Origin of the sequence: Rhizorhabdus histidinilytica (assembly GCF_900167915.1) — a bacterium.
GTDB classification, from domain to species: domain Bacteria; phylum Pseudomonadota; class Alphaproteobacteria; order Sphingomonadales; family Sphingomonadaceae; genus Rhizorhabdus; species Rhizorhabdus histidinilytica.
In genome coordinates this window covers 32,729-42,935 of record NZ_FUYM01000004.1, presented here as the reverse complement: position 1 = coordinate 42,935, position 10,207 = coordinate 32,729, and the positions used below count along the sequence as shown (strand labels likewise).

Sequence of the window (10,207 nt, the reverse complement as noted above, 5' to 3'; positions counted from 1 at the left end):
CGCGATCCACAGCGGCGATCCCTGTTCAAAGACCATGCGCGCAGCATGACGTTCGCCCGGCTCTAAAGCAAGTCGATCCGGGCCCCATGATAAATCTGCCCCGATCTATCAGGGGATTTCGGCATGGCACTTGTACCTGCGATCACGATCAATCTGCCCGGCTATCCGTTTCAGAACTTCCCTTCGATCGAGACGATTGCCGATCTGCGCGCCTTGGCCTCGATCGACCTTGCCGATGGCGACAACTACGTCGTCGACGGCGGTTCCGCGGCAGGCGATGGCGGGGGTGGCGTATTCGCATGGAATGACGGCTTGGTCGCGGCCGATGATGGTGCCACGATCATCAAGCCGAACGACACCGCGCCCGGAGCGGCAGGGCGATGGATACTCATCGGTTCGGCGCAGCTCAAAGAGGTGGCAGAAGATGTAGCTGCGTTCAGCGAGCCTACTGGCGCGTCCCTTGTGGGCTCCGACGACGGCTCCAGCGGTTCGAAATGGACGACCGTTGCCGGGTTTATCTCCTACCTCATGTCGTCGGTCGGTTCGGCTATCGTCGGCTTCATCCAGTCGGGCACCGGCGCTGTGGCGCGCACGTCCCAGGACAAGATGCGCGAGCGCGTGACGCCCTATGACTTCGGCGCGGTCGGTGATGGCGTAGTTGATGATACGGTGGCCCTTCAGCGGTTTGCCGATTACGTCATGAGCAACAATACGAAGATCCCTGTCATGGAGGGCGTCTTCAAGGTCACGTCGAAAATCTCCTTCATCGGGACCGCCAATGCCTCCCCCGTGATCAACTGTCAGGCCCGGATCAATGCCGCCTTCACGGCAGAGGACGAGATCATCCTCTTCAGCAACTGGAATTTCGGCAACATCACGGGGTCGCTGGCGGTCTGGGGCGGAGGCGGTTCGACCTGGTCGACGCGTACGAACGGCGTCGGGGTACTGATCAATAACTGCTCCCGTCTCAATGCTGAGATGATCTACGTCCAGTACACGAAGTACTATGGTGTTAAAAATACGGGGACCACCTCCCTCAACAAGTTCGGCTTTGTGAGCACGCGCTGGTGTGGCACCCGGAGCACTACCGGCGTCAACCTTTCGATCAGCTCCGCATCGAACACCGGAAGTCAGAGCAGCATTGGCCAGCGTACCGCACTCACGGTCGATACCGTTCCCAGCTATATTGAGCCCGGTATCAGCATGTGCATTATCGGCGGCGGTCTCTACTTCATCACGGCCACCGACCCGGTCAATAGCATCATCACGGTATATCCGTGGATCGACAGCACCGTAACCTTCCCCGCCAACCTGGAACTCCTCGTAGGGGGAGGTTTCTACGCGCAAGGAGGTGACGGGAGTTGCATCTACGTTGGCACTCTGGATGCTATTCAGTGCGCCATCGGCATCTACAACCGCTCGCTGTACATGACCTCCGTCGACAATGCGGTCCTACAGAGCAACGGCGTTGGCTTCGTCCTTGGCAATTCGATCACGTCGGGATCGAGGGGCGGCCAGTGCGCGCTGTCCTATTATGAAGGCAACAGCTTCGATATCGTCAAGCTGACCACCGACGAGTGCGGTTTCAACTTTGGATCGGCTCGGGTGATCGAATATTCGAAATGCTTGCAGTTCGCGCCCCGTGACGGGTCGAACAACTTCGCGGTCAACGCCACAGTGTTGAACGGTGTGAGACTGGCCGGGTTCTCACCCTCGCATGACTTTCCCTTCGGGTTGGGAGCTTCGGGCATCACGGCCACTCCCACGCCAGCGCCGATGTCCTTCTACAACATCTCGCGCAATTCGCAGACGTTGAGCCTTTCCATGGATAAGAACCTGAACCGCCTCTTCGGCTATGGATCGATGTTCATCATGGCGGAGGGAACGGGACCAAACCTGAACCCTACCGGGACATACACCTTCAATCCTCCGACCGGCGGCACGATCAACGGTGGAGCCGTTAATACCCCGCTGAATGTCTCTGGAATGACGTATCCAACGCTGTTTCACGTCCGATCCGGCGACGGGTTGGCATGGACCGTCACGTCCTGCCCCTTCGCGCCCTGACGCCTCCCATGATGAACACCAGCATCCCCGGAAACCTAGCGGAGGCCGCGTTGCCCGAAATCGACTATCTGGGCGCGCAGGGTGGCAGCCTGGCGCTGGCATTCGCGGCCGGATGTGCTGCGTGCTGGGCTTTCATCAAGGCGTTCGTCACCGGACCGATCAACAAGTCCTACGAAAAGCGGATTGCGGCTCTGGAGGAGCAGAACGATCGCTGCGAGGCGCGCACGCTCCAGCTTGAAACGCTGCTGTTCTACCACGGCCCCGGCAACCTGCGACAGGCCATGCAGACGGCGCTGTCCGAGGAGCGGATCGAGCGCATCCGGCAGGAAGGGGGCGGCGCATGACCGCGCTAGGCCCCGTCAAATATCTCACTATTCACTGCGCCGCGACGCCGGAAGGCCGCCATGTCTCTGCTGAGCAGATCACGGCATGGGACAAGGCGAAGTTCGGCATGACCAGCTATCATTGGGTGATCGAACTGGACGGCTCGATGCATCGCACGCTGCGCGATGACCAACTCGGCGCGCATGTCGGCAGCCACAACAGCGGCAACATCGGCATCTGCTACGTCGGCGGCATGGACAAGGCGATGAAGGCGCCGAAGGACACGCGCACTGACGCTCAGAAGAAGTCGCTGCTGACGCTGATCCGAACCTACAAGGGCCGCTATCCCGGCATCGTCATTCGCGGCCATCGCGATTGGCCCAAGGTCAACAAGGCGTGCCCCAGCTTCGATGTGGCGGCGTGGCTGAAGGGAGTGGGGGAGTGACCACGGACGCCCGCGAAGCCCTGCTGGCCTATATCGCGACTCTGTTGGCGATCGTGCTGCTGACCATTGCCGCCGTCATCATCTGCATGAGCTTCGACGGAACCTCCGAGCAACTCGCCAAGGTCATCGCCGCGCTGGCGTTCATCGGAGCAGCCACGACCGGCCTTATCGGCGTGATCGGCACGTTCCGTCCCAAAGGCCCACAGAACCCCCCTCAGGAGCCCAAACCATGAAACGCCTATTCCTGCCAGCGCTGCTGCTTCTGGTCGCCTGCACCACAACGCAGACCGGACAGATCCTGCTAGGCGCCAATGCTCTCTACACGGCCGCCAGTGAGGCTGGGGAGACAGCCGTCAAAGCCGGTACGCTCGACAAGAGCAAATTCAAGGATCTCGATAACAAAGCCTATGCCGCACTCGTCGCCTTCCGCGAGGGGCGCATCACGATCGAGCAGTTCCGCGAAGCCCTGAAGCCGCTGGAGACCAAATGATGCCAATCGCCGTCATCATTGCCGCGATCAACGCGGTCGGGACCGGCTTCCCAGAATTTCTCAAGCTGATCGATCTCGTGAAGGAGGGGCTATCCTCCGACGATCAGGCTGTGGTCGATGAAGCGCTTACCAAGGCTACCGCGGTGGCGGATCAGCAGCACCGTGAGGCGCAAGCGCTATAGCCGCCATCGCTCGAATATTTCGATTCCCTCTGCTCCTGATGGCACTGACAACCGAGTAGCCGCCGCGCGCCGCTGCGATGGTGGAACTCGAACGGTTGTACGAGACGTGATTGATCGCCGCGACGAGTTACTCTTCCGTTGTGACGTTGATGTCTACCGACCGGCCGGGGTACTCGCCGCGCACCAGGATACGCGCCACTTCGTCGATCTCGGGATCACGCTCAAGATCGTCCATCTCGGACGGATCGGGCAGTGCCTCGCCCGCTTCGACGATCGAGATCAGATGGCCGTTAAGCGCAGCCTCAGCCGCCCGCGCCGCTTCCTGCAGGGTGGCGCCTGCGGAGGTGCAGCCCGGGAGATCGGGGAAGAATACACTGTATCCCGCGCCGGCCCGTTCAACGATCGCGGGGTAATAGGCAGTCACCATTTTCGCTCCTTCGACTTGTGTGGCAGGGCTCCTTACCGAGCCCGCATTCCCCAGAGGCTTCCATTTCGGATCCCCTAGCGGTTGGGGCAATTGGCGAGAAACGTCGGTCATATCGGCTCCTTGCTAAAGTGGAGCCTCCTAATAATCAGGCCGCACGCCTCGTCAGGGCTGTTTCAGTGGCCTTACCGGGTGTTGTTACAGATCATCGCCCCGCTCCGCGGCCAGTACCAATCGTCTGGCTACGCTGCTAACCCGAGCGCTTCCACCTTGGCCAGGATCACGCCCTTAGCGATAGTCGCAAGCGTTTCGATCGACCAGCTTCCTACCTTGGTGGCGGAGCGCTTGACCAATCTCCAGATAGCGGGATCTCGGATGTGATCGAGGAAGTCATAACCTTCCCAGGTCAGCCGAAGGCACATCCATGGTTGCCGGATCGAATGGTTAGGTAGGGCGGTCTGAAGCAGGCCTTTCTCGACGAGAAGCCGCGCGTGAAAATGTACAGCTTCGGGATGAAAGCCCTCGATGTGAGGGAGGCGAAGAATCTCGCAGCGATCGTCAGCTTCGATGGCCAGAAGGATCGCGCGGATTAGGTCCGAGTCGCGTCGCATCCAACCTAGATTTCACATGAAATCCTACATTTACAGAGGATTTTATCGTGCATGCGGAATTGGGCGCTGAAAGACGCACATCATCCATTTCGGACCTATTCGCGAATGTCGCTTGACGACCGCCCTTCGGGCGCGCGCTGTGCGGCCTCGCGGTTAGCGCCGCGACTCGATTGGGGGCTTTCGATGATCAAGATTTTCGCCGCCGGGGCTGCCTTGGCGCTTTGTTCTGTTGGGGCGTTCGCCGAACCGGCGATGGTCATAGGCCAATCTCAAGAGAACGTGCTACGCATCGGCACGCCGATCGTGCTCAAGACACTTCATGAACTGACGACCAAGGGGAAGCACCTCAAGGTGGGAGATCGGTTCCCGCTCGAAGTCGCGGAAGCGGTGCTGCTCAATGGCCAGGTCGTCGTTCCCATCGGCAGCCCGGCAGTCGGAGAGATCACCTCGATCCGGAACAAGGGCATGTGGGGCAAATCCGGAAACATTGAGTCCCGCCTGCTCTATGTGACGGCCAATGGCCGCCAGATCCGGCTCGAAGGCAACGGAGGCGCGGACAAAGGCAAGAAGGCCGGCGCGGGCGCCGTAGCGGTCTCCGCCATTGTATTCCTGCCCACCGGCTTCTTCTGGACCGGAACCAGTGCGGTCATTCCTCCCGGCACCCGGATCAACGGCATGATCGGCGAAGATGTGCCGATCGTGTTTGCCGGGTTGTCGGCTCCTGCTCCCATGACGATCGGATCGTCTGCGGCTGTCACGTCCACAGCGGTTTCGGCCACGGCGCCCGCATCGTCTCAGGATGCAGCCACATCGGAAGCATCACCTGCCGGAGGGCATTAAGGGCCAGAACACCTTGCCTTTGATGGAGCGTGTATGGAACGGCGGTCATTCATCACAGGTCTCACCGCAGCGCTGATATTCGGCCTGGACGCCGAGGCCGAGGCGAAGAAGCGAAAGCGTCGTAGGGTAAGGCGGCGGCGCACAGGGTTCTCTGGCTATACAGGCCATCGGGGCGTTGCGGACGACGGCAAATGTCCCTGCAACGGCGGTGACGTGTGCGTTGGTCCCCGAGGGGGCCGCTACTGCATCACACGCAGCGGGAACAAGCGGTACGGCGTGTAGCATCCCGCTATCCTTTCAGAGCTGATCGCGTGTAGTGCCCCGGCGATGGGTCAGATCATTCGTTTCCGCCGCACCAGGAAGCCATGGAGCCGCTTTTTGCCGGCCGCATCGATCGTTGCCGCGCTTGGGAGCTTTGCCTTCTGGTGGAGCGCATCGGAGGGCAAGGTCGAGCAGCCGAGGAATGCTGATACGTTCGCTTGTCCGATGCCCTATCATCATGATGGCGACGCCATCCGTTGCGACGGCTCGGGACGGTCAATGCGGCTCTATGGCATTGATGCGCCCGAGATGCCCGGGGCATGTCGGCCGGGCCGGCAATGCACGCCAGGCGATCCTTACGAATCCCGTGACCATCTGAGCGGCCTTACCGCAGGGCGGTCGGTCCAGTGCGAGAAGGTCGACACCGACCGCTATGGTCGCGCCATCGTGCGCTGCTCGGCGGATGGCGTGGACCTTTCCTGCCAGATGGTGCGGGACGGCTTCGCAGTCGAGCGCTATGGGCGGCTAGAATGCTGAGCTGATGCGGTTCCTGGTCTCTTTTCACTGCCGAAGGATCGAATAGAGTTCTGATAGCGACTCTATGCGGTTGTTTGCCGCACGGATCCGGGATGCCGAGATGTAAACGTCGCGTGTCTTGCCGAAGCGCGATTCCGGCAATACCGCGTAGCCGACAAGGTTATCAGTGCGGTTCAGTAGTCCGACTAGCAGCCAGTCGATGTCAAAGCCTTCACGAAGGCGGGCTCGCCACGTGGTGTGCGGGGCGGTCGACATGGTGCGAACCATTGTGGCGCCAAGGCGGTACTTGCCGTCTATCATCAGTGTTCGATCCACCTCGCTTACCTCAACGCGGCCCCCTGAGGACCGGATCGCCGTTGCAGCGTCTTCGAGAAGATCGCAGGCGCGAAACAGCAAGGTCGGGTGGACGGAGGCATAGAGAATTTGCGGCCGGATATAGCCGGCAAGAGCACAGGCCTCACGAAAGCTGCCGAACCGGCGCGCGAAGGTCGTCGGAACAGGAAAACCGGGTTGGTCCAGAGTATCTCGAACCGAAAGCCGACCGGTGCGGGCCTGGAGTGTCGCAAGCAGTTTGATGAGCTGATGGTCGGACTTGCTCCATCGGCGCTCCGATAGCCGCCGGTTAGCCGTTCGGAACGTCCGCTCATCGATCAAGGGCTCGATTGCACCCTCGCACCTTATCCATTCAGACTTATCGTTCAGCACGTCACGTCCGCCAAGTTTTCGTGAGTGCCGGTTATAGGTCAGGACGCCTCTGTACATGTCCGATCTTATGACGTGGGCGACCAGAATCCCGCTCCAGGGGCGACCGGTCATTGTCACATTTCCGGCGTTGTTCAAGCGAAGCGCGATCTGTCGTGGGGACATTCCGCGCCAGGCGCACATTCGGAAAATCTTCTGCACTGTGGCGATTTCATCAGCCGGCCCCGGCACGATGATGACCTTGTCAGACCGCAAGTGTTTGTACTGTCCGGGCTGCAATATTCCCTTGGGCTGCCCGAACTCATCCACCAGCATCCGGTGGAAGCCATACCGCCGCCCGCCTCCCATCTTGAAGCCTTGGCGAGCGAGGCGCGCCTGTGCTTCGAATACCTTCGTTGACAGCTCTCGGCTGAACTCGCCGGCCATGATGCGCTTCAGGCTTTTCATGATGGCGGCTGGCAGGCTGTCGTCATTGCTGAAGGGCTCGGCGCAATAATGGATTCGCACCCCGGCGCTGCGGCAAAGAAACTCATAGTGAGCGCCCTGATCGATATCCTGGAAGCGGCCCCATCGGCTCACGTCATAGACGAGGATCGCGCTGAACTCGGGCTCGTCGACCAGAACGTCGGCGAGCAACTGTTGCAGCGCCGATCGCCCTTTGAGATGCAGCCCGCTTCGACCTTCGTCGGCGTAAGTGCGAACGATTTCGAAGCCATGCCGTTGGGCATAGCTCGCGATTGCGGCTTGTTGGTTGGCGATCGAATATGCCTGTCGATCGGTTGACATCCGCACATATTGGGCGGCGCGGATTCGTGCTTGCATATATCTCTCCCCATATTCGGGGAGAGATAGGCCCGGCTGGTTAATCAGAGCTTCGGATCATCCCCATTCGCTTCTCGACGTCGGCCGCCACCCGGCGCTCCGCGTCCATCCCCTGTAGCGCGGGGGATACGCGCCAGACCATGAAGCCTGCGCACGTCCGCCCAACGATACAAACGGGCTCGATTTTCTCCGGGGGTATCTCTGGGGGTATTCTAATAGGGGTAAGGCATAAGGAGAGACCGGATTATATGGGTATTATTGCTACGATTCGGTAGGTGCCGGGCCCACCAGCGTCCATGCTGCCGGGCAGGCCTCGGCGGGCTCGATTTCCCGATGGCATCTATGGCGAACCGCGCAGCTACGGTCGACGGCTGCCGTAGCGTTAAAGTGATGGGAACCATTACGGATCAGGAACCTTTTATGCTTCGAAGCGACTAAAGCCGCGCCGGACGCGCGTCGTGTCGGCTCCGGAGGCTGTGTTGACCGACCATTTCCCCGATGACACCTCGTCGAGGCCGGGCGACATTGTCGCGCTGCACGAACATGGTCCGCCGCCGGCGGACTTCGCGGCGCTGTTCATATCCGGGATGGAGCGGCGGCCGAAGAGCCTGGTCGGGTCGATGCTGCTCGATCGTCGTTCGCCGGCCTTCCATCGGCTGTGCGCCTTGCCCGAATATTATCTCCAGCGCGCCGAGCTGGAGATATTGCGCGACCAGGCAGTGGCGATCGCCCGGCTGGTCGGACCGGCGGCGCAACTGGTCGATTTCGGCCGCGGGTCGAGTGCGCAGACCTCGCTGCTCTTGTCGGTCCTCGATCGGCCCTGGGGCTATGTCGCGGTCGATCGCGATCGCGACAGGCTGCTCGACGACGCCCGGCTCATGCAGCAACGCTATCCGCGCCTGTGGGTCGAGGCGGTCCGTGCCGATCCGCGCATCGGTTTCGATCTGCCGCCGAATGCGGGCGGCGGGCGGCGGCTCGGCTACCTGCCCGGCAACGCGATCGGCACCTTCGCCCCACCCGAGGCGCTCGCGATGCTGTCGCTCTGGGCGCGCGAGCTTGGCCGCCGCGGGCTGCTGCTGGTCGGTGTCGACCTGCGCAAGAGCGTTCTGATCCTCGAGGCGGCCTATGACGACCCGCACGGGTTGAACCGCTCGCTGATCCTCGACATGTTGCGACGCGCGAACCGCGAGCTCGGCGCCGATTTCGACGAGAGGATGTTCGAATATCGCGTCCGCTTCGACAAGGACAGCGGGCGTGTGCGCAACGACCTCGTCAGCCTCGGCTCGCAGGAGGTCCATGTCGGCGGGCGACGGATCGCCTTCGATCCGGGGGAAGCGATCCACGTCGAGGAAAGCTGGAAATATTCGGTCGAGGATTTCCAGGCGCTCGCGCGCGGCGCGGGTTTTCGGCCGCTCCAGGCCTGGTTCGATGCGAAGCGGCTGTTCAGCCTGCACCTGCTTGAAGCCGCAACCTGACCTGACCCTAGCCAGCGGCTTCGCGACCCGATAGATCGGCTCGCATGGCCGGTCCCAGCTTCGATCTCGAAATCGCCCATCCGATGCCGCTCGCCGGGGTCGACGAGGCGGGCAGGGGGCCGCTCGCCGGGCCGGTGGTTGCGGCGGCGGTGATCCTCGATCGCGGGCGCGCGCCGACGGGAATCGACGATTCGAAGAAGCTCGGGGCCGAGGCGCGCGCCGATCTGTGCGGCAAGATCCGCGAGGTGGCGCATGTCGGCGTCGGCATCGCCACCGTCGAGGAGATCGACGAGATCAACATCCTCTGGGCGTCGATGCTGGCGATGGAGCGCGCGGTCGCGGCGCTCAGCGTCGAGCCCGCTATGGTGCTGGTCGACGGCAATCGCTGCCCGCGCTGGACCCGCCCCTCGCAATGGGTGATCGGCGGCGACGCGCTGTGCCTGTCGATCGCGGCCGCCTCGATCGTCGCCAAGGAGGAGCGCGACCGGATGATGGCCGACTATGACGCGCATCACCCGGGCTATGGCTGGGCCAAGAACAAGGGCTATGGCACGCCTGCGCATCTCGACGCGCTCGCTCGGCTGGGCCCGTCGCCGCTCCACCGGCGCAGCTTCGCGCCAATCGCCCAATATTCGCTGTTCTCCGCAGCCTGAAGGTCAGATTCCGCCGACATAATCGAGACAGCCGCGCCGGAAGGCCCAGCTGTCGTTCGGGCATTGCCCGGGCTCGTGGACCGCTGCGAGGACCGCCCAGCGATAGCCCAGGTCGCGCTCGCTGCACTGGTCGCAGCGCGCCGCCGACAGCAGATCGTCCGGCGTATCGTCGGTTTCGGACGGCTCGCCGGCCTCGGCCGGTGCGAACAGCGAGGGCGGTTCCATCGGGCCGTAGCTGTTGGGGCGGAGGCCATGGACGGCGACTGCCCCGGCCGTGATCCCGCCCGTCATGGCGGCGAACATGCAGAGCAGCAGTGGCGACATCCGGCGGGGCGAAAGCGGCCTCATGGCGGCAAGAACGGCGGGCCGATCGA

Annotated in this window: 14 protein-coding genes; 10 read left to right on the top strand and 4 right to left on the bottom strand. The window is 62.1% G+C overall.

The features are described 5' to 3' along the window. The first annotated feature begins 123 nt into the window (after positions 1 to 123). From B5X82_RS09730 to B5X82_RS09705, 6 genes are read left to right on the top strand one after another with little or no spacing between them, the layout of a single operon-like run. Positions 124 to 2,067, top strand: a complete 1,944-nt coding sequence (locus B5X82_RS09730) for a hypothetical protein (RefSeq protein ID WP_079647968.1) — start codon at positions 124 to 126, stop codon at positions 2,065 to 2,067. Positions 2,068 to 2,075: 8 nt separating this feature from the next. After that, on the top strand, positions 2,076 to 2,411 hold the full coding sequence (locus B5X82_RS09725; protein ID WP_139385075.1) for a hypothetical protein: 336 nt from the start codon (positions 2,076 to 2,078) through the stop codon (positions 2,409 to 2,411). Then, a complete protein-coding gene (locus tag B5X82_RS09720; RefSeq protein ID WP_079647966.1) occupies positions 2,408 to 2,836 on the top strand; it encodes an N-acetylmuramoyl-L-alanine amidase in 429 nt (142 codons plus the stop codon). Before B5X82_RS09725 ends, B5X82_RS09720 begins: the two co-directional genes overlap by 4 nt. Continuing rightward, a complete protein-coding gene (locus tag B5X82_RS09715) occupies positions 2,833 to 3,069 on the top strand; it encodes a hypothetical protein (RefSeq protein ID WP_079647965.1) in 237 nt (78 codons plus the stop codon). The genes B5X82_RS09720 and B5X82_RS09715 overlap by 4 nt, the downstream gene beginning before the upstream one ends. Then, positions 3,066 to 3,326: a hypothetical protein gene (locus tag B5X82_RS09710; protein WP_079647964.1), complete on the top strand. Its 261-nt coding sequence runs from the start codon at positions 3,066 to 3,068 to the stop codon at positions 3,324 to 3,326. The genes B5X82_RS09715 and B5X82_RS09710 overlap by 4 nt, the downstream gene beginning before the upstream one ends. After that, positions 3,323 to 3,508, top strand: coding sequence for a hypothetical protein (locus B5X82_RS09705; RefSeq protein ID WP_079647963.1), 186 nt, complete (start codon positions 3,323 to 3,325; stop codon positions 3,506 to 3,508). The genes B5X82_RS09710 and B5X82_RS09705 overlap by 4 nt, the downstream gene beginning before the upstream one ends. A gap of 127 nt (positions 3,509 to 3,635) precedes the next feature. On the opposite strand, the gene B5X82_RS09700 is transcribed toward B5X82_RS09705, so the two are convergent. Both B5X82_RS09700 and B5X82_RS09695 read right to left on the bottom strand, forming a co-directional pair. Beyond that, on the bottom strand, positions 3,636 to 3,935 hold the full coding sequence (locus tag B5X82_RS09700) for a type II toxin-antitoxin system HicB family antitoxin (protein ID WP_079647962.1): 300 nt from the start codon (positions 3,933 to 3,935) through the stop codon (positions 3,636 to 3,638). Positions 3,936 to 4,174: 239 nt separating this feature from the next. Next, positions 4,175 to 4,543: a DUF2513 domain-containing protein gene (locus B5X82_RS09695; protein WP_079647961.1), complete on the bottom strand. Its 369-nt coding sequence runs from the start codon at positions 4,541 to 4,543 to the stop codon at positions 4,175 to 4,177. Between the two features lie 183 nt (positions 4,544 to 4,726). Here B5X82_RS09695 and B5X82_RS09690 point away from each other — a divergent pair, with 183 nt between their 5' ends. After that, positions 4,727 to 5,383: a hypothetical protein gene (locus B5X82_RS09690; RefSeq protein WP_079647960.1), complete on the top strand. Its 657-nt coding sequence runs from the start codon at positions 4,727 to 4,729 to the stop codon at positions 5,381 to 5,383. Positions 5,384 to 5,710: 327 nt separating this feature from the next. Then, positions 5,711 to 6,181 (top strand): thermonuclease family protein, encoded by a 471-nt coding sequence (locus B5X82_RS09680; RefSeq protein ID WP_217699574.1) that lies wholly within the window; start codon positions 5,711 to 5,713, stop codon positions 6,179 to 6,181. Between the two features lie 24 nt (positions 6,182 to 6,205). Here the strand turns inward: B5X82_RS09680 and B5X82_RS09675 are convergent, their stop codons facing one another. Next, complete coding sequence (locus B5X82_RS09675; protein ID WP_079647958.1) at positions 6,206 to 7,705, bottom strand: recombinase family protein; 1,500 nt, start codon at positions 7,703 to 7,705, stop codon at positions 6,206 to 6,208. 479 nt (positions 7,706 to 8,184) lie between these two features. Here B5X82_RS09675 and B5X82_RS09670 point away from each other — a divergent pair, with 479 nt between their 5' ends. After that, positions 8,185 to 9,180 carry an L-histidine N(alpha)-methyltransferase gene (locus B5X82_RS09670; RefSeq protein ID WP_079647957.1) on the top strand — a complete coding sequence of 332 codons (996 nt, stop codon included), beginning with the start codon at positions 8,185 to 8,187 and terminating at the stop codon, positions 9,178 to 9,180. A gap of 44 nt (positions 9,181 to 9,224) precedes the next feature. Further along, positions 9,225 to 9,833, top strand: a complete 609-nt coding sequence (locus B5X82_RS09665; protein WP_079647956.1) for a ribonuclease HII — start codon at positions 9,225 to 9,227, stop codon at positions 9,831 to 9,833. Positions 9,834 to 9,836: 3 nt separating this feature from the next. Here B5X82_RS09665 and B5X82_RS09660 read toward each other — a convergent pair whose 3' ends face one another. Further along, positions 9,837 to 10,157, bottom strand: a complete 321-nt coding sequence (locus B5X82_RS09660; RefSeq protein WP_079648376.1) for a hypothetical protein — start codon at positions 10,155 to 10,157, stop codon at positions 9,837 to 9,839. Between the last annotated feature and the right edge of the window lie 50 nt (positions 10,158 to 10,207).

Excerpts from the sequence above, each read along its gene's own strand:
- B5X82_RS09730 (WP_079647968.1), top strand. The coding sequence starts at position 124 with ATGGCACTTGTACCTGCGATCACGATCAATCTGCCCGGCTATCCGTTT.
- B5X82_RS09725 (WP_139385075.1), top strand. The coding sequence starts at position 2,076 with ATGATGAACACCAGCATCCCCGGAAACCTAGCGGAGGCCGCGTTGCCC.
- B5X82_RS09720 (WP_079647966.1), top strand. The coding sequence starts at position 2,408 with ATGACCGCGCTAGGCCCCGTCAAATATCTCACTATTCACTGCGCCGCG.
- B5X82_RS09710 (WP_079647964.1), top strand. The coding sequence starts at position 3,066 with ATGAAACGCCTATTCCTGCCAGCGCTGCTGCTTCTGGTCGCCTGCACC.
- B5X82_RS09705 (WP_079647963.1), top strand. The coding sequence starts at position 3,323 with ATGATGCCAATCGCCGTCATCATTGCCGCGATCAACGCGGTCGGGACC.
- B5X82_RS09700 (WP_079647962.1), bottom strand. The coding sequence starts at position 3,935 with ATGGTGACTGCCTATTACCCCGCGATCGTTGAACGGGCCGGCGCGGGA.
- B5X82_RS09695 (WP_079647961.1), bottom strand. The coding sequence starts at position 4,543 with ATGCGACGCGACTCGGACCTAATCCGCGCGATCCTTCTGGCCATCGAA.
- B5X82_RS09690 (WP_079647960.1), top strand. The coding sequence starts at position 4,727 with ATGATCAAGATTTTCGCCGCCGGGGCTGCCTTGGCGCTTTGTTCTGTT.
- B5X82_RS09680 (WP_217699574.1), top strand. The coding sequence starts at position 5,711 with ATGGGTCAGATCATTCGTTTCCGCCGCACCAGGAAGCCATGGAGCCGC.
- B5X82_RS09675 (WP_079647958.1), bottom strand. The coding sequence starts at position 7,705 with ATGCAAGCACGAATCCGCGCCGCCCAATATGTGCGGATGTCAACCGAT.
- B5X82_RS09665 (WP_079647956.1), top strand. The coding sequence starts at position 9,225 with ATGGCCGGTCCCAGCTTCGATCTCGAAATCGCCCATCCGATGCCGCTC.
- B5X82_RS09660 (WP_079648376.1), bottom strand. The coding sequence starts at position 10,157 with ATGTCGCCACTGCTGCTCTGCATGTTCGCCGCCATGACGGGCGGGATC.